15 protein-coding genes are annotated in these 17,970 nt (G+C 62.7%); 11 read left to right on the top strand and 4 right to left on the bottom strand.

Annotation, left to right across the window (positions count from 1 at the left end; translation table 11 throughout):
• Nucleotides 1-7: 7 nt before the first annotated feature.
• Together U0004_RS09805 and U0004_RS09800 are read right to left on the bottom strand one after the other, a co-directional pair.
• On the bottom strand, nucleotides 8-838 hold the full coding sequence (locus U0004_RS09805; RefSeq protein ID WP_034786287.1) for a transporter substrate-binding domain-containing protein: 831 nt from the start codon (nucleotides 836-838) through the stop codon (nucleotides 8-10).
• Nucleotides 839-957: 119 nt separating this feature from the next.
• Nucleotides 958-3,066, bottom strand: a complete 2,109-nt coding sequence (locus U0004_RS09800) for a serine hydrolase domain-containing protein (RefSeq protein ID WP_070255048.1) — start codon at nucleotides 3,064-3,066, stop codon at nucleotides 958-960.
• A gap of 175 nt (nucleotides 3,067-3,241) precedes the next feature.
• Here U0004_RS09800 and U0004_RS09795 point away from each other — a divergent pair, with 175 nt between their 5' ends.
• Together U0004_RS09795 and U0004_RS09790 are read left to right on the top strand one after the other, a co-directional pair.
• The gene (locus tag U0004_RS09795) at nucleotides 3,242-4,900 is read left to right on the top strand and encodes a histidine kinase (protein WP_070255051.1); all 1,659 of its coding nucleotides are present in this window, start codon (nucleotides 3,242-3,244) and stop codon (nucleotides 4,898-4,900) included.
• The gene (locus U0004_RS09790) at nucleotides 4,897-5,598 is read left to right on the top strand and encodes a LytR/AlgR family response regulator transcription factor (protein ID WP_070255054.1); all 702 of its coding nucleotides are present in this window, start codon (nucleotides 4,897-4,899) and stop codon (nucleotides 5,596-5,598) included. The genes U0004_RS09795 and U0004_RS09790 overlap by 4 nt, the downstream gene beginning before the upstream one ends.
• A 22-nt stretch (nucleotides 5,599-5,620) precedes the next feature.
• Here U0004_RS09790 and U0004_RS09785 read toward each other — a convergent pair whose 3' ends face one another.
• Together U0004_RS09785 and U0004_RS09780 are read right to left on the bottom strand one after the other, a co-directional pair.
• Nucleotides 5,621-6,493 (bottom strand): M90 family metallopeptidase, encoded by an 873-nt coding sequence (locus tag U0004_RS09785; RefSeq protein ID WP_070255057.1) that lies wholly within the window; start codon nucleotides 6,491-6,493, stop codon nucleotides 5,621-5,623.
• A gap of 275 nt (nucleotides 6,494-6,768) precedes the next feature.
• The gene (locus U0004_RS09780) at nucleotides 6,769-7,269 is read right to left on the bottom strand and encodes a winged helix-turn-helix domain-containing protein (RefSeq protein ID WP_010396453.1); all 501 of its coding nucleotides are present in this window, start codon (nucleotides 7,267-7,269) and stop codon (nucleotides 6,769-6,771) included.
• 479 nt (nucleotides 7,270-7,748) lie between these two features.
• On the opposite strand from U0004_RS09780, the gene U0004_RS09775 reads away from it, so the two are divergent.
• From U0004_RS09775 to U0004_RS09735, 9 genes are all read left to right on the top strand, one after another.
• A complete protein-coding gene (locus U0004_RS09775) occupies nucleotides 7,749-7,985 on the top strand; it encodes a hypothetical protein (protein WP_070255060.1) in 237 nt (78 codons plus the stop codon).
• Nucleotides 7,986-8,393: 408 nt separating this feature from the next.
• Complete coding sequence (locus U0004_RS09770; protein ID WP_070255063.1) at nucleotides 8,394-9,395, top strand: ABC transporter substrate-binding protein; 1,002 nt, start codon at nucleotides 8,394-8,396, stop codon at nucleotides 9,393-9,395.
• 42 nt (nucleotides 9,396-9,437) lie between these two features.
• Entirely contained in the window at nucleotides 9,438-10,247 is an 810-nt protein-coding gene (locus U0004_RS09765) for an ABC transporter permease (protein ID WP_370385376.1), read from the top strand.
• Nucleotides 10,248-10,258: 11 nt separating this feature from the next.
• A complete protein-coding gene (locus U0004_RS09760; protein ID WP_034786306.1) occupies nucleotides 10,259-11,050 on the top strand; it encodes an ABC transporter ATP-binding protein in 792 nt (263 codons plus the stop codon).
• 72 nt (nucleotides 11,051-11,122) lie between these two features.
• Complete coding sequence (locus U0004_RS09755; protein WP_070255066.1) at nucleotides 11,123-13,012, top strand: sensor histidine kinase; 1,890 nt, start codon at nucleotides 11,123-11,125, stop codon at nucleotides 13,010-13,012.
• 3 nt (nucleotides 13,013-13,015) lie between these two features.
• Complete coding sequence (locus U0004_RS09750) at nucleotides 13,016-14,362, top strand: sigma-54-dependent transcriptional regulator (RefSeq protein WP_070255069.1); 1,347 nt, start codon at nucleotides 13,016-13,018, stop codon at nucleotides 14,360-14,362.
• Nucleotides 14,363-14,467: 105 nt separating this feature from the next.
• Nucleotides 14,468-14,776 (top strand): hypothetical protein, encoded by a 309-nt coding sequence (locus U0004_RS09745; protein WP_070255072.1) that lies wholly within the window; start codon nucleotides 14,468-14,470, stop codon nucleotides 14,774-14,776.
• 159 nt (nucleotides 14,777-14,935) lie between these two features.
• Nucleotides 14,936-15,532, top strand: coding sequence for a hypothetical protein (locus U0004_RS09740; RefSeq protein ID WP_139144120.1), 597 nt, complete (start codon nucleotides 14,936-14,938; stop codon nucleotides 15,530-15,532).
• A 92-nt stretch (nucleotides 15,533-15,624) separates the two neighbouring features.
• On the top strand, nucleotides 15,625-17,940 hold the full coding sequence (locus U0004_RS09735; RefSeq protein ID WP_070255078.1) for a T6SS effector phospholipase Tle3 domain-containing protein: 2,316 nt from the start codon (nucleotides 15,625-15,627) through the stop codon (nucleotides 17,938-17,940).
• The last annotated feature ends 30 nt before the right edge of the window (nucleotides 17,941-17,970 follow it).

Below are 17,970 nucleotides of genomic sequence, written 5' to 3'. Positions count from 1 at the left end.
GCAAGGTTCAGGCGTCGATCTTGTCCGATTCAATTTTAAATGTGCGTTTCTGGAATTTCACATTGCTCGTCGGGCCATACCATTTGAAAAACAGTTTTTCTGCCTCGCCCGACTTTTCCAGGCCGCGCAGAACCTGGTCGACGGCTGTTTTCACGCCCGTCTCGCCCTTGCGGATGCCGAAGGCAAACACTTCCTGGCTGATGTTTTGCGGCAGCACAATGTAATCCTTTTGCGCGGCGCCCAGCTTGGCGTAGTTATTCAGCAAGGAGACTTCATCGTCGACATAGCCGACGCCCTTGCCCTGCTGCAAGCCCAAATAAGCCTGGCCCGCCGTCTCGAACGTCACCACATCCACACCAGGCACGGCCTTGCGGATATTCGGTTCCTGCGTGCCGCCCTTGACGGTCAGCACTTTCTTGCCGGCCAGACCAGCAACCGTCGTGATATTGCTGCTTTTTTTGACCAGCACGCGCTGGCCCGTGTAAAACGTCGACAGGGAAAAGTCGATCAGCGCCTCGCGTTCCTTGTTGTGCGTCAGCGATGCCGTCAGGATATCGATGCGGCCCTGCTGCAATTCAGGAATGCGGGCGGCCACGGCCAGCTGCTTGATCACCGGTTTGACGCCCAGGCCCTGGGCGATGGCGCGGCACAGGTCCACTTCATAGCCGACCAGCTGGCGCGATTTGGCGTCGATAAAACTGTTTGGCTCATCCGTACCCAGAGTGCCGCAGACCAGCTCGCCCTTCGCCTTGATACTGGCCAACTGGTCCGCTTGCGCCACCTGGGTGAAGGCGATGGAGGTGAAAAGAAGCGCGGCGAAGTGAAGACGGGTCTGCATGGAATTCCTCTGGTGAATAATGAATGCCGCCATTAGACCGCGGCACGCTTATTTCCAAAAAGGAATCTTTTCACCCATGTTTATGCAGAATTCATCTAAGGCATCAGCGAAGACATCAACTAAGGCGCCAGCGCCTTCGTCTCGCCGCCCAAGCGAATGATCGCCGCTTTTGCCCCCACGGCGCCCGGATAGCGGGGGTCGAGCTGCAGCGCCTGGCGATAGGCGGCCACCGCCTGTGGGCGCAAGCCCTGCTCCACATAAAACTCGGCCAGGCTGTCCTGCAGATTCGCGTCGCGCGGATGCAGGCTGACGGCCGCCTGCAGCACGGCCATGCCTTGCGCCACGGCGCCGCTACCTTTCAAACGGTAGGCTTCCAGGTTCAGCGCCGCAGGACTGGCCGCGCCCAGCGGGTCGCGGTCCAGCGCCAGGCGCAGGGCGGCGAGGGCAGGCTCCCACTTGCCGGCGCGCAGCAGGGTCAAGCCTTGCAGCGCATGCGCGCGGTCGCTGAGCGGATACAGCTCCACGGCCAGGCGGCTGGCCGCCAGCGACGTATCCGTCTCGCCGCGCGCGGACGACGCTTGCGCCAGTTCCTGCAGTTCGGGCACGAAATCGGGATAGGCGCGCTGGCCGCGGAAGGCCGCGCGCAGCTGGCTATCCAGGGCGGCGATGGATGCCGAGGCGGGTGCGGCCGGCCAGGCGATGGCGGCCGTGCGGTCCCAGCTGCTCGCCAGGGCCACGATGGCCTGTTCGAAGGCGGGGTCGAAGCGCGGCAAGGCACCGGCCTTTGTACCTTGCGACAACAGGATATAGTCGCGCGCAAATGCCAGCGCGCCGCCGCGCGAGTATTGATTCAGGTCGATACCCGCCTCGCGCAGCTGCCTGGCCATGCTGGCGCCAGCCGTGAGAAACACGCGGCCGCCTGCGGGATGGCGGGCCGCATCGATATAAGCGCGCGCCGCCTTGGCGTCAGGCGCCAGGGCCTGGCGGTTGATTTGCGTAAATGCCTCGCGCGTGGCGGCGGCATCGGCATATGCTTGATCCGTGCGCTCGGCATGCGCCCTGCCCTCCTCGAACATGCCTTGCGCTACCCGGTAAGCGCGCTGCGCGCTGGCATCGGCAATATACGTGTTCAACTGCCACGGTTCGCCCGTGACTACTTCGAACAGGCGCTGCACGAAGGCCTCGGGATTGACGCGCTCGAGATTGGCGGCGACGGCGATGGTGAGCTTGCGCGAAGGAAAGCTGTACAGGTAGGTGACGGTTTCCGGCTGCTGGCCGCTGTGGGCGATGGCGTAGCGCCCGCCCGTCGGCAGGATTTCCCAGCCCATGCCGTAATTCGTCAAGCGGCCCGCACGCGTGGCCATCGGCTGCACCATGGCGGCCACGCTGGCCGCCGACAGGATCTTGCCGTCGTGGACGCCCCGGCCGAAGGCCAGCATGTCGGGCACGCTGGCGCGCGTGCCGCCGGCGGAAAAGCGGCTGCTGATGTCGACGAATTCGGAATTCTTCAACTCCTTGCCGGCCAGCCGGTAGCCGCGCACGCGGTGCGCGATCACGGCGTCCGGGTCATCCAGCACGGTGGCGTCCATGCCCAGCGGCCCCCACACGTGGCGCCGCATGTAGCCGCCATAGCTTTCGCCCGAAGCGCCCTCGATGACGGCGCCCAGCAAGTTGTAGCCATAGCTGGTGTAGCGGAAGCGCGTGCCCGGTTCGGCGATCAGGTCGAACTGTTCGAAGACGGCGATGGACTGGCGCGTGTCCTTGTGTTCCTTGAAATGCTGTTCCACTTTGCTGTCGCGGTAGGCGTCGATGCCGCCCAGGTGGCCCAGCAGCTGGCGCACCGTCACGGGAAACGGCTTGACGGGGAAATACGGCACATAGGTTTGCACGGGTACATCCAGGTCGATCTTGCCCTGTTCCACCAGTTGCAAAATGGCCACCGCCGTCATGGGCTTGGTGACGGACGCCAGCCGGTAGCTGGAGCGGGCCGTGGCCGGCACGCGGTTTTCCAGGTCGGCATAACCGTAACCCTTCACCCATTCCACGTCGCCCTGGCTGAAACCGACGGTCACGCCCGGAATGCGTTCCGCGCCCATGCGCCGGGCCGCCCAGCCATCGAAATCCGCCAGGCGCGCGGCCAGCCCAGCGGAGGGAACGGAGGCGGCTTGCGCCATGCCGCAGAACAGCGCCAGCGCGCCGGCGAAACCGTAGTATTTGCTGCTTTGCATAGTCATGATTCCATGGTGAGGGCCGTGTGCACAGCACGGCGCTGATGCATGGTAAATGTCTTTCACACACCGTTGGCGGGCCGTGCACGAAATGCACGCAGCCCGCACGAACGGCACCGGCGTTGATGAAAATGTTGCAAAGGGGTAGCAACGGGGTAGCACATGAGCAGCTACAATGCCCGCCATGCCCTCCTTCTTCCGCTCCCTGCTGCGGTACTGCCTTGCTTGCTGCCTGGCCGTGCCCTCTTTCGCCTGCGCCATGCATCCGCTCTGGCTGGACGAAGGCTGGCGCACCTGCGGCAACATCCCGTCCGCACCCGCCTCGCTGCAGCAGTTGGTCCAACCGGGCCTGTTGCTGTGCGTGGAGCGCGAGGTCACCCTGGCCGCCACGCCGTCGTCGACGCAGTTGCTGGTGCTGTCGGCGCTGGCTTCCAGCGAACTGTGGCTCGATGGTGTCTTGATCGGCAGCAATGGCCAGCCGGCCCGCCAGGCCAGCGGGGAACGCGCGGGCGACATCGATTTCGCCATCCACCTGACGCCACAACAATTGGCCATGGGCAAGCACCACCTGCGCCTGCTACTGTCGACGCAGCACGTGCCAGCCCACCTGGCGTCGCCATTTTATGCGCTGTACCTGGTCGACCGGCAAGACTACCGCGCGGGCCTGGCCTGGTACCGGCTGCCGCCACTGCTCCTGGCCGGGGCGCTGGGCGCCGTCGCAGCGCTCTTCCTGGCCCTCACGGCGCTGTACCAGCGGCAGCGTCACTGGGCCATGTTTGCCGCGCTGTGCCTGGTGGCGGCGCTGCTGCTGGTGGTGGAACTCTGGCGCAGCTTGACCGGCTATGCCTATCCCTGGCACATGCCGCGCCTGTATGCCGTCAGCGCCCTGACGTGGCTGTTTTCCGCCTTGCTGCCCCTGTATTTTTATACGGCTTACCGCCTGCCGCGCTGGCCGCTGGCGGCGACGGTACTGCTGGCGGGCATCGCGCTGGCCGGCGCGCTGCACGTGCATTTCGACGCGCGCTGCTGGCTGATGTTTCTGACGGGCCTGGCAGCGAGCCTGGCGCTCAACTTGGGCGCCCTGTGGCGCCGCCTGCCGGGCAGCCGCGGCGGCACCTTGATCGCGCTGGCCTCGTGCGCGCTGTTCCTGCTGACGGGCAGCCAGTTTGCCGAAGGCGGCTTCGCCCTCGTCGTGTGCTTCCTGCTGCTGCCCCTGTGCGCGCAATTGCTGGCCCAGCTGCTGCGCGAGCGCAGCAAGGCGGCACGCGCCCAGCAGCTGGAAAACCAGCTCCTGCGTAAAAGCATGCAACCGCATTTCCTGATGAATTCCCTCAGCCTGATCAGCGAACTCAACGCACAATCGCCGCAGTCAGCCGAAACCTTCATTGAGGCGCTGGGCGCCGAGCTGCGCATGCTCAACGAATTCGCGCAGCAGCCCAGCATTGCCCTGACGCAGGAACTGGCCCTGTGCGAGAATTACCTGAGCATCATGGGCACGCGGCTGCAACAGCCGTGCAGCCTGCAACTCGATGGCGAGGCGGCAGGCATCACCGTGCCGCCCGCCATCGTGCTGACGGCACTGGAAAATGCGTTCAGCCACAACCGCTACCGCCACGGCGCCGTGTTTGTCCTGCGCATCGCACAACATGCGCAAACGCAGGTGCTTACCCTGATCCTGCCCGCAGGCGAGGCGCGCCCGCACGCGGGCGGCGGCGTGGGCGAACAATACATCCGCGCCAGCCTGCAAGCCGTGTTCGGCGATGCGGCCCACTATGCCAGCGAACAGCATCAGGCTGGCTGGCGCCTCACCTTTACCTTGCCGGCGGCGCCATGAATGTGTTGATACTGGAAGATGAACCGCTGATTGCGCAGGGCCTCGAACGCGAGGTGCGCGCGCATTTCGGCGCGCGCCTGACGGCGCTGGCGCTGCATGACAATGTGCCGCAAGCCTTGGCCGCCCTGGCGCAGGAGCAGGGGCAGGACCGGATCGACTTGCTGCTGCTGGACTTGAACCTGCATGGCGCGGACGGCTATGACCTGCTGCGCCTGGCCCAAAATGCTTCGTTCCAGACCATCATCGTCTCGGCCCACGCGGAACGCTCGATCACGGCGTTCGAATTTGGCGTGCTCGACTTCGTCGCCAAGCCTTTCAGCCGCGAACGCCTGCACAAGGCGCTGCAACGCTATACGGGAAGGCACACGGAGACGGCCTCGCTGGCCGTCAAGAAGCGCGGTTCCCTGGAATGGATCGCCATGGCCGACATCGACCACGTACAAGCCGACGGCCACTACAGCAATATCGTGCTGCGCAACGGCGAACAGTGTTTTCATGACTTGCCTATCGACAAGCTCATGGCCCTGCTGCCGCCCCACTTCCTGCGCGTGCACCGCTCCTACATCGTCAACAGCCTGGGTTTCAAGCGGCTGCAGATCGCGGCAGGCGGCAAATACGCGCTCGACACGCAGACCAGCACGGGCATCCCCGTGTCGCGCAGCAGCTATCCCGCGCTGAAACAGCGGCTGCTGGGCTGATATTGTTAAGTTAAAGCCAAACTTACCAGTGCGGCGCGTAGTTGGGGAACGGCGGGGCCATGTGCTCGGCTTCCACGGGCGGCGCCATCCAGTCGCGCGGGTCGACCTTGTAGTACTGCAAGAATTGCGCGTACAGCTCCTCGTGGTGCTCGGCCATCTGGTATGGCTTTTCAAAGAAGGTTTCCGTCGCCACGGCAAAGAATTCGGCGGGATTCGTGGCGCCGTAATGGTCCATCACGCTTTGCTGCTGGACCATGGCGTCATGGCGCAGGTTGTCGAAGTCGCGCGACAGCACGGTGGCCCAGCTGCGATAGCTCGACACGCTGGGCAGGTAAGGCGCGCCATTCGCGGCGCCCGATTCGCTGTCGAGCTGGTGGGCAAATTCATGCAGCACGACATTGTGGCCATCGGTCCAGTCGGCCGCCCCGCGCTGCACGTGGTCCCAGGCCAGCACCACGCGGCCATCGCCCCAGGATTCGCCCAGCAAGCCATTCGCCGATGGTGTCACCACGCCGCCCGGCCCCACTTCATCGCGCGTGACGATAAATTCCGTGGGATACACGAGGATGGTGTCGAGTTCCGGATACACCTGCGTCTGGCGGTTCAGCAGCAGCAAGCAAGCCTGGCCGGCAATCGTATAGCGCATCTCGTCCGTGATCTCCAGGCCGCCGCAACCGACGAATTTCTTTTGATACAGGAATTGCACGACGAGACGGCGCAATTGCTCCTGCAGCGGCGCCGGCATATGCCGGTAGACGGGAATATTATTTTCCAGCACAGCCAAGCCTTCTGCCGACAAGGGTTTCGCCAGGGCCCGCTTCAAGCGCCAGCGGGGAAACCACAGCGACAGCACGATGGCGGCCGTGACGAGGGCGATCCACAGCAGCGGATTCATGCGGCGGCCCGTTTCAGGCAAGGCAGGGGCGGACACGGTAACAAGGCGGCGTAGGCAGACAAGGACAAGCTCCTTCGAATGAACCCCGCATCGGGACGGGCGGGCAGTCCAGCCCACATGGGGTTGATTAACATCTTTTCAATCCGCCAAGATCGAAGGGCCGGCTCCAACGCCAAAAGCCGGGTTGCAACCCGGCTTTCGACATGCATATGAGAATCAAAACCACAAGCATTACGCCCGCCAGCCGCCAGGCGGCCGTTCAGGCGCAATATTGTTTACTCCGCAGCCTTTTGCTGTGGCGCACCAAACAGGGCGGCAACCAGGGGATCGCGCGTCACGGGACCGCGGTTGACGCGGATGGCGTAATGCGTGTCATCGGCCAGGATGTGGAAGTGACGGCCGCTGCCTGCCATGCTTTGCTCGCGCAGGCCTGGACGGTCCTTGCGCGGTGGCGCGCCTTCGCGTTTTGGCTGAACGATGGCGGCCAGGAAGGCGCGCACGCGCTCAGGATCCGGCGTCAGCTGGTACACTGCCTTGCCCAGGTAGGTGGCGGTGCCTTCGATATAGCGGGCCAGTTCGATCACGCCCGCTTCGCGCAGGTCGCGGATGTATTTGCGGGCGCCCGATGGCGAAAACTTGAGGAACCACGCGATTTCGTCGGCCAGCATCTCGTGCAGCGACAATTCGCCGATCAGCTTTTGCATGTTTTCAATGCGGCGCAGGGTGGCCGACGTCGAACGCACGCGCTCGATCGGTGCCATGGAAATGGGATTCATGCGTTCCGGGGGGATGGGTGCTGCGCGTTCTACCATTTGCGAGCCTTTTTCGGGGCTACGAAGTTCCTGGTGCGCTGCCTTTAATTCGCTCTTCACGTGAGACTGAGTCATTGCATGCATTTGAATACTCCTTTTAAACGATTGCCGGTAGCCCGGATTGTTAAGTTCTTGGCAATTTTTATACCAGAACACCACGAATCCTGAGCGTCTGGACACAGAATGCCTGTGCCGGCGGCTACGGTCTGTGCGTTAACGAACATTAGAAGCAAGAAAGTGAAAAATATTGCCCTACTGAATTCTTTCTCTCATGGCATCTCAAAAAAACATCTAAAAACTCGGCACTCCCGCTCTGTGCTCCCATTCATGGCACAAAGTGAAATAGCGAACAGAAGCGGAAACGCCATTGCAATAAATTCAAGCTTCGCACGCGGCGCCCGCCGCCCGCATCGCGCACCTTCGACTCTTGCAAAGGAAATATCATGAAAATACCTGCCCTGTTGGCCGCCGCCTTGCTTGTCAGCCTGTCCGCCTGTAAAAAACCGGCCGAGCCGCCCCTGCCCGAAACGGCACCCAATCCCGCTTCCACCCCGCAAGTGATGCCAGCGCCCGTCATGCCAGCCACGCCGGAGACGGGTCCAGGCAGCACGACGCCGCCTGCGCCGCTGACCGACCCGGCCACCGCGCCCGCGCTGCCGCCCGCCACGGCGCCGAAGTAAAGCCTGAAGACGAGGCCGCCGGACGGCGATCGATCAGGCGCCCGCGCGGCGCCGCCCCTACTCCACGGGGGAGTTACGCGTTGCCAGCCTGTCTGCAACGCGTTTTTTTACGATTGGAGTCGGCAACGCCATGAAGGTTCACCTGCAATGAACCCGCAAGCGGACATCGGACCCGTCCGCCAAAAATGCGGCAATCCGCACAGCCTTTCCCCTCCCCGTGCGGAAAGGCGGAATATCGCCATTTCCTATTTTCAATAGATCCAAATTAAACCTTTATAAACAATCACTTGCAATAAACGCCAAAATGCGCTCCACTGGCACGGAAGATGCTTTTATATTTTCATAACCGCCATCAGAGCGGCAGCCTGACCCACTATATAAAACCATCTACCTTTTGGAGACAACAGCATGGCACGCACCTTCCGCATCTCGTCCTTCCTGAATACCAAGGCACTGGCCGTGGCCGTCGCACTGGCCGCGCAATTCCCGCTGGCCGTCCACGCAGCCGACCTGGTCCGCCTGGGCAACCTGAAATTCGCCCATTACGGCGCCGTCGCCTATATGAAGGAAATCGCGCCGAAATACGACCTGAAAATTGAAGAGCGCATCTTCGCCAAGGGCCTCGACATCGTGCCAGCCATGATCGCCGGCGAAATCGACGTGTCCGCCAGCGCGCTGGAAGCGGCCATCACGGGCCGCGCCACCGGCTTGCCCGTGTACCTGGTGGGCGGCTTCGCCAAGGGCGGCGTGCAGATCGTCGGACGTCCCGACCTGAACATCAAGGACATTTCTGGCCTAAAAGGCAAGAAAGTCGGCGTCACGCGCGGCGGCCCGCAGGAAATCCTGCTGTTTGCCGAACTGACCAAGGCCAAGCTGACCTGGTCCGACAAGCCGGGCAAGGACGTGCAGATCCTGTACATGGGCTATCCGGACTTAAACCAGGCCCTCTTGACCAAGGATATCGACGTCATGAGCCAGTCCGAGCCGTACTCGACCCAAGCGATCCACAAGAAATACGGCGCGGCCATCCTCAAGCCTTACGACACGCCGCTGGGCGAACCCGTGCGCGCGCTGGTGATGACGGAAAAGATGTACAAGGAAAAGCCGGCCGTGGCCCAGCGCTTCATGGATTGCTTCGTCGCTGCCACGCGCGCCTTCCTGGCCGACCCGAAACTGGCGGAAAAATACGTGCGCGAATCGATGTTCAAGAACCAGATCACCACCGAGGATTACCGCGATGCCATCGACAATGCCATCTTCACGGAAGACATCACGCAAAGCCACGTGCAGCTGACCACCGACTACATGGTGAAATTCGGCGTAGGCCGCATGGCCAAAGCGCCTGTCGCCAAGGATTGGGTCAAGCTGGACCTGCTGGAAAAAGCCAAGAAGTCCCATGTACCACGCTAACCACGACCTCGCCAATCTGAAAGTATCACGATGAATATTCAAATGATGAAACGCTTCGCGCACGGCGCCGCCGTGCCCGTGGCCGTGCTGCTGTTGTGGCAAGCCATGTCGACGTTTGGCTGGATCAACCCGCAGATCCTGCCGTCACCCGTCGCCGTGGTGGTGAAATGGTATGAATACCTGATCCCCATGGAAGCCTACACGCCCGAAGCGGGCAATTACCTGGTGTGGATGTTCTCCGGCGAACTGCCGCACGACGCCTGGGCCAGCCTGTCGCGCGTGCTGGGCGGCTTTGCCATCGGCGCCGGCCTGGCCTTGCCGCTGGGCCTGCTGATGGGCACCAACAAGACCATCTATAAACTGTTCGACCCGCTGGTGCAGGTGCTGCGCCCGATTCCGCCGATCGCCTACATTCCGCTGGCGATCCTGTGGTTCGGCCTGGGCAACCCGCCCGCCTTCTTCCTGATCAGCATCGGTTCCTTCTTCCCCGTGCTGATGAATACCATCGCCGGCGTACGCCAGGTCGACGGCATCTACATCCGTGCCGCGCGCAACCTGGGCGCCAGCCAGATGACCATGTTCCGCCGCGTCATCCTGCCGGCGGCCACGCCGTATATCCTGGCCGGCGCGCGCATCGGCATGGGCACGGCCTTCATCGTCGTGATCGTGGCCGAGATGATCGCCGTGAATAGCGGCCTCGGCTTCCGCATCCTGGAAGCGCGCGAGTACTTCTGGTCCGACAAAATTATCGCCGGCATGTTTACCATCGGCCTGTTCGGCCTGGCCATCGATATCGCCATGAATGCCCTGAATAATCATTTGCTGCAGTGGCACCGCGGCCTGGAACACTGAGAGGAACGGCCATGACCACGATCAATATCAATGCAGTCAATAAAATCTTCACCACGGGCGGCGCGGACGTCATCGCCCTGAAGGATATCAACCTGGAAATCGCCAGCGGCGAGTTCATCTGCCTGCTGGGCCCCTCCGGCTGCGGCAAGTCGACACTGTTGAACGCCATCGCCGGCTTTTCGCAGCCGACCTCGGGCCAGATCCTGGCCGGCGGCAAGCTGATCACCGAACCCGGTCCCGACCGCGGCATGGTGTTCCAGGAATACGCGCTGTTCCCATGGATGACCATCGAGAGCAATATCGCTTTCGGCCTGGAAATCGCCGGCAAGACGCCGGCCGAGATCAAGGAACGGGTCGACATGCTGCTGAGCATGCTGGGCTTGACGGAATTCCGTGCCCGCTACCCGAAAGACTTGTCGGGCGGCATGCGCCAGCGCGTGGCCATCGCCCGCGTGCTGGCACTCGATTCGCCGATCATGCTGATGGATGAACCGTTCGGCGCGCTGGATGCCTTGACGCGGCGCAACCTGCAAGATGAATTGCTGAAAATCTGGAAAGTCTTCGGCACCACCATCGTGTTCGTCACGCACTCGATCGAGGAATCGATCTACCTGGCCGACCGCACCATCGTCATGACCTACCGTCCCGGCACCATCAAGCGCGACGTGGCCATCGACCTGCCCCGCCCGCGCGACCCGAGCGACCCCGAGTTCAACCGTCTGAAACGCATGCTGGGCGAGATGGTGATGGAAGAGCAACAGCGCCATCACAACGCGGAAACGATGGCAAGTACTGCAGACTGATAGTATGTCTGATTAGTTAGCACCGGGGCAGTGCCGTCTGGCCTGCCCCATCAACCCGACACACGGAGCACCATGGCATTCGGCAAATGGCCCCTGAGACCCGCGCTCGCCCCCCTGCTGGCCGTGGGCTCGCTGGTCGTGCTGACGTGGGTGTCGTATGCCTGGGTCAAGCAGCGCCAGCTCGATGAATTGCACCGCACCCTCGATTCGCGCGCGGAACTGTATGCGGCGTCCATCGGCGGCGCCCTCAACAAGTACGAATTCCTGCCCCTGGCCGTGGCCCAGAGCGATGCCGTGGCGCAATTGCTGGAACAGCCCAGCGCCGACAAGGTCACGCAGATCAACGCCTACCTGGTCGACATGAACCGCCGCGCGGGCGCCTTTGCCGTCTACGTGCTCGACGACAAGGGCACGACCCTGGCGTCGAGCAACTGGCAAGACCGCAGCTCCTACGTGGGCGTCAACTACGGTTTCCGGCCCTACTTCAAGGATGCGTTCGCGGGCGGCATCGGCCGCTTCTACGGCATCGGCGCCTCGACATTCGAAGCCGGTTATTTCATTTCGCAACCCGTGCAGCGCAACGGGCGCATCATCGGCATCGTCGCCGCCAAGGTCAACCTGGACTGGATTGAGCAATCGTGGCGCACGCCCGGCGCGGGCGAACAGATCTGGGTCAAGGATGCGAATGGCGTGCTGATCCTGGCGACCACACCCGCGTTCAAGTTCAAGACCCTGGCCCCGCTGTCGGCGGACGCCAAGAAAGACATCAGCGAACAGCGCCAGTTCCTGCAAGAAAACCTGCCCATCCTGCCGCACCGCGTGCGGCGCCAGTTTGCCGATGGCGCCAGCGTGATGACATTGGAGCGTCCGCAGACGGGCGACACGCCAGCCCTGTCCGGCAGCGCAGACTACCTGGCCGTGAACCGCGCCCTGGGTCCGCTGCAATGGCAGATCACCGTGCTGGCCGAGCTCGACCAGGTCAACGAGGCGGCGCGCAATGCAGCCATCGCCGCCGCGCTGGGCTGGGCCTTGCTGCTGCTGGCCCTGATGTATGCGCGCCAGCGCCGGCGCCGCATCGCCGACAAGCTCAATGCGCAGCAAACCCTGGCGCGCGCCTATGAACAGCTGGAAATCAAGGTCGAGCAGCGCACGGCCGACCTGGTCCATGCAAACGGCCGCCTGCAGGCCGAGGTGGCCGAGCGCGAGCGGGCCGAACAGACCTTGCGCTATGCCCAGGCGGAACTGGTGCAAAGCGGCAAGCTGGCGGCCATCGGCCAGATGGCGGCCGGCGTCACGCACGAGCTGAACCAGCCGCTGGCCGCCCTGCAGACGTTTTCCGACAATGCCAAGGTGTTCCTGGCGCGCGGGCGCATCGAGGATGCGCTCGATAACCTGTCGACCATTTCCGACCTCGTCAAGCGGCTCGGCTACGTGACGTCGCAACTGAAAGGCTTTGCCCGGCGCAGCGACGATGCGCGCAAACCCGTCAGCGTGCGCCAGGCATTTGCGCAAACCATGCTGCAAATCCGCACGCGCAAGCATTCGCAGCGCCTGACCCTGCATGAAAGCTGGCTGGAGGACGATATCATCGTGCTGTGCAACGCCATCGGCCTGGAACAGGTGTTTACCAACCTGATCACGAACGCCATGGATGCAGTGCCGGAAAGCGAGCCCGTGCACATCTGGTTCCAGGTGCGCCGCGAAGGCGACCTCGCCGTGCTGCATATCACCGATAATGGTCCCGGCATCCCGCTCGCTTCGCTCGACAAGATCTTCGACCCCTTCTATACCACCAAGGAACACGGGCTGGGCTTGGGATTATCGATCAGCGCAGGCATACTGCGCGCGGCCGGCAGCGCCCTGGCCGTGCGCAACCGCAGCGCGCAGGAAGGGGGCGGCGCACAATTTACCATCACCCTGAGCTGCGCCCCGGGGGAGAATAAGATAGAGACGAAGGAATAGGGAATGCACGAGAATAATTTTGAAGGCATGCAAGTGCTGCTGGTGGAAGACGACGCCGTCGTGCGCAAGGGCGCCCGGCAATCGCTGGAGCTGGCCGGCTTGCAAGTGACGGCCGTCGCCACGGCCGAGGAAGCGCTGCCCTACCTGGTGCCCGAATTTGCCGGCATTTTATTGAGCGATATCAAGCTGCCCGGCATGGATGGTTTGAAACTGCTTGATATCGCCGTGGCGCAGGATGCCAACCTGCCCGTCATCCTCGTCACGGGCCACGGCGACGTGTCGATGGCCGTGGGCGCCATGCGCCGTGGCGCCTACGATTTCATCGAAAAACCGTTTTCCGCCGACTTGCTGGTGGAAGTGTGCCGCCGCGCGCTCGACAAGCGCCACCTGGTGCTGGAAAACATGAACTTGCGCCGCCAGCTCGAGCAGCGCGTCGGCATCGAGGCGCGCATCGTGGGCCGCAGCGCGGCCATGGCCAAGGTGCGCCAGCTGGTACTGAACCTGGCGCCGAAATCGGCCGACATCATCATCCTCGGCGAAACGGGCACCGGCAAGGAACTGATCGCCCGCTGCCTGCACGACTTCAGCGAACGGCGCGACCATCCGTTCGTCGCCATCAACTGCGGCGCCCTGCCCGAATCGATCTTCGAATCGGAACTGTTCGGCCACGAGGAAGGCGCGTTTACTGGCGCGCAGCGCCAGCGCATCGGCAAGATCGAATATGCGAACGGCGGCACCCTGTTTCTCGATGAAATCGAAAGCATGCCGCTGGCCCTGCAAGTGAAACTGCTGCGCGTGCTGCAGGAGCGGCAAGTCGAGCGGCTCGGTTCCAATAAACTCATTTCCGTCAATTTCCGCGTGATCGCCGCCGCCAAGGAGGATTTGAATGTCCTGGCGGAACAAGGGAAATTCCGTCCCGACCTGTATTACCGCCTGAACGTGGCCAGCCTGACCCTGCCCGCCCTGCGCAACCGGCGCGAGGATATCCCGCTGCTGTTCGAGTTTTTCGTGCTGCAGGCAGCCCTGCGCTACGGCCAGCCGGCCGCCCTCGTCAGCGGCGAACTGATCTCCTCGCTGATGGCGCAGCGCTGGGCCGGCAATGTGCGCGAGCTGCACAATGTGGCGGATCGCTTCGTGCTGGGCTTGCTGGACGACACCCTGAGCCCGGCCGGCTGCCGCGAAGCCTCGCTGGCCGAGCAAGTCGACACGTTCGAGATTTCCATCATCGAAGAAGCCTTGCGCCGCCACAACGGCAACGTCATCGACGCGGCTGCCAGCCTGAATATTCCAAAGAAAACCCTGTACGACAAGCTCAAGCGCTTCGATATCTCGACGGAACAATTCCGATAATCAGTAGCAAGTAGCCGACACAGCCATGAGGCGGCGTCCTACCCGTGCCGCCGGTATCCCGTGTGAGAATGCAAGCTCTTCCTCATTTCTGCACAGGACACTGCCATGAAAACCGCCGCTCTCTTGCTGGCCGCCACCCTGATGACCGTCGGCGGCGCCTGGGTGCAAGCCCAGTCGACGACGAATCTGAACCAGACGGGCAACCACACCAACAATCCCAACGATCCGGGCCAGAAATCGGACCAGTCCGACAAGCTCGACAATAAAGGCAAGCTGGTTCATGACGCCAAGCCCGCCAAGACGCGCACGGACAAGCGCACGCGGCGCGGCAAGCCCGTAGCCACGCCGGACACCCCGGCCGCCAGCGGACCGGCCACCGCGCCGCCAGCGACGCCAGTCGCGCCGGCCCGCTAAGTCTGCCTCCAGCGCTGCGCCACATTGCCCCAAGGCACGTTATGATCGCGCCTTTGCAATATATTCAGGATGACAATGAAAGCAGCATGGTGTGGAATAGTGGCGGCCAGCGTACTCGCGGCCGCGGGTGTACAAGCGGCGCCCACGGTGGGCGAATGCATGGAATTGACGACAGGCATCAAGTTCAGCAAGAACAATGGCGATGCGCAAGTCAACGTCGAGGAAACCTTCGAAGGCAAGAAACAAAAGGGCACGCAGCTGATCCTCGACGGCGGCGTCTTGCTGGCCACGTCTTACCAGGACATCCGCGATGGCCAGGTCTTCCTGACGGGCGCCATCCACTACAACGAAGACGGCACCGTGCGCAGCAAGAACGTCTACACGCCGCAGTCCGCCATCCCCGCCAACATGCGCCCGGGCCAGGAAGTGCGCGTGCAGTTCACGGACACGCGAACGGACACCCACTATCCGCTGGCGGGCCTGTCCGACAAGATCACCACCTCCACGCGCACCGACAAACGCGATTTCTCCATCACCTTCCTCGGCTGGGAGCGCCTGGAACTGGCCGGCCGCCGCTTCCCCGATGCCTGCAAGTTCGAACTGCGCGACGTCGGTGGCAAGAGCAAAGGCAAGAGCGGCGAATACGTGTGGTACGCGCAAGGCTACGGCGTGATCATGACGGACAAGCTGGACAAGGATGGCGACGTGCAGCCCGCGTATCGCATCGCGCTGACGAAGATCATCAGTGCGCCGTAAGGCCCCCTTCTTTTCCGCAATGCTTGCGTAAACGCAATTAATCCGCCATCCCGCCCCTCTACACTGGCCTGTCTGGTCAGCATGGAGCGGCGATGGCCTATCCCAAACTTCCCTACACCAGCGGCAAGAACACCGCCCTTCTCCATTGCGGCCGCCTCAACGACGCCATCGTGCGCATCCGCCCTGAGCTGCCGGGCAACGTCATCGTCATCCATGGCGTCAACGACGTGGGTACGAGTTTCAGTGCCGTGGAACAAGGACTCTGCCAGGGACTCGATGCGCGCATGTATGGCGGCGGCCACGTGTTCACCCCAGCCACCTACCGCCTGCCGCAGGAGTCCGACAAGCGTGAAACCATAGCCGACCCGGACGACGTGTATTTCAAGCGCAAGCCGGATGACGCGACGTACAGTCCCGTCATCCCGTTTTACTGGGGCTTTCGCGAACAAGGTAACGCCAGCAAGGTGGGCAACGGCCAGAATACGGACCGCTATGGCAACCGCCTGGACAAGGACATGTCGAAGAACGGCGGCCCGTTCGGCAATGCCACCAATACCCTGCCCGACATGTGGAACAAGGGACTGTTCTCTCCATACGACGTGGGCGGCGACCCCGTGCGTCCTTTGAAGACGGCGCCGGGCCGCATGTACATGGTGCTGGCCGCCAAGCGCCTGGCCGCGCTCATCGCCATGATCCGCGACTACGACAGCAATGACGTGGTTTCCATCGTCGCGCACAGCCAGGGCTGTCTGATCTCGCTGCTGGCACAGGCCTTTCTGCTCGACGAGGGCAAGCGGCCCGCCGACACCTTGATCCTCACGCATCCGCCCTACAGCCTCGTGGAAGACACGACCATGTTCTTCGGCGCGGCGGAATCGAGCCGCATCTTCGGCGGTGGCCGGGATGCGGCGATGGAAAACCAATACGACGCCATCGACAACCGCCAGACCCTGCATGCGCGCCTGCAAACCCTGGTGCAGATCGTGCAAGGGGTGGTGGCAAAAAAGCATGCCACGCCCGCCTTTACACAAATCAAGGATCACACCGTCTGCCATGGGATGGCGGGCGCGGCATGGCGCGCGGAAGCGGACCGCGACAACCGGGGCAAGGTCTACCTGTACTTTTGTCCCGAAGACATGACGGTGGCGCTGGATAATATGCAGGGCATCGGCTGGCAGGGGATACCCGACCACATCGACGGGCATGGCCTGTCAAAGACCAAGGGCAAGACGGATAAAAGCATCTGGGGCGATGGCCCCAACTACTGGGAAAAGGAATTCCAGCGCCGCCAGCCGCTGGCGGAACTGGGTAAAGGCTTTTACCAGCGCGTCTTTACCAACAAGCAACGCCTGGATGCCGCTGGCAAGAACAGCGGACCGGTGCTGGTGGGCCTGCCGCCGCACGACTTCGCCCTGCGCGTGGAAGGCGAGGACGACCATGCCCATGTGGCGGGCGCCAACCGCGGCCATCGGGGCAACCATGCCGAGGCACAATGGCCGCCCGTCAAACCCGCAAAATGGAATATCTTTTCCACGGCAGCGGGAAGGCGCGAAGGCTTGCGCACGATCAATGGCGAAGCACTGCGCGTGCCCAGGGCGGCCGTGCTGGACGGCGGCGAGATCCGCCCTGGTAAGTTCCCGAGGGATTCCGACCAGGCTAAGCTGCCGCGCGACCAGCAAGGACCGTGCGAGGAGGTCGACCCCATCGATGCGGCCATCGCGGTAACCAGCAAGCAAGGTTTGCGCATGCGCAAGCAGGAAATCATCGCCGACCCGCGGCCGCTCAAGCATCGCATTCCCGAACCCGGCGCCGGCATGTTCGGCGCAGGCCAGCGCGAGCAAGTGGAAAAGGCCCTGAACCTGGGCAAGGAAGCGGGCGACCAATGCAGGATCGACCGCGTCTCGCGCCATCCGGACGGCGGCGACATGCTGCTTGTGAATCGCGAAGAAACCCCGAACGAGGCGCGCAAGCGCTGGCAGAACGAGGTCAGCCCCAAATCCTTCCACGGCGCCATCATCGGCAATGCGGAAAACCACCGCAACGTGACGGCATATGACGTGGCCATCGGCGGGGGCAAGGCGAGCAGCGATCCGAAGTTTTACCAGTATTTGTGTGCGGTGGCGGATTGGCGGCTAAAAACGAATGACAACATACCGCGTCCATCGATATTGAAGTGGGATACTTTTGCGAAAAAATTTGCAATCTATTTAACTGCTGAGCCGGCGTCGCGTAAGGCTATCATCAAGGGCAATGCGGACTATTACAGCTCGGGAGAACTCCCCGCGTGTGTCCCCGCATTGCATGCTGGCCTGCCGTCCACCGTCGTGTGCGAAATAGTCAACGGCAGGCGCACTGAATCGGTCATCTCTCCTGTCGCTCATAAAGCCAGCGACGACATCCCGAGATGAAAAGTCTAATTCCCCGCTTGAAGTATCCGC

The organism is Janthinobacterium lividum, assembly GCF_034424625.1.
Taxonomy (GTDB): domain Bacteria; phylum Pseudomonadota; class Gammaproteobacteria; order Burkholderiales; family Burkholderiaceae_D; genus Janthinobacterium; species Janthinobacterium lividum.
The sequence above is the reverse complement of the archived record's forward strand: the minus strand, read 5'-3'. Positions and strand labels throughout refer to the sequence as shown.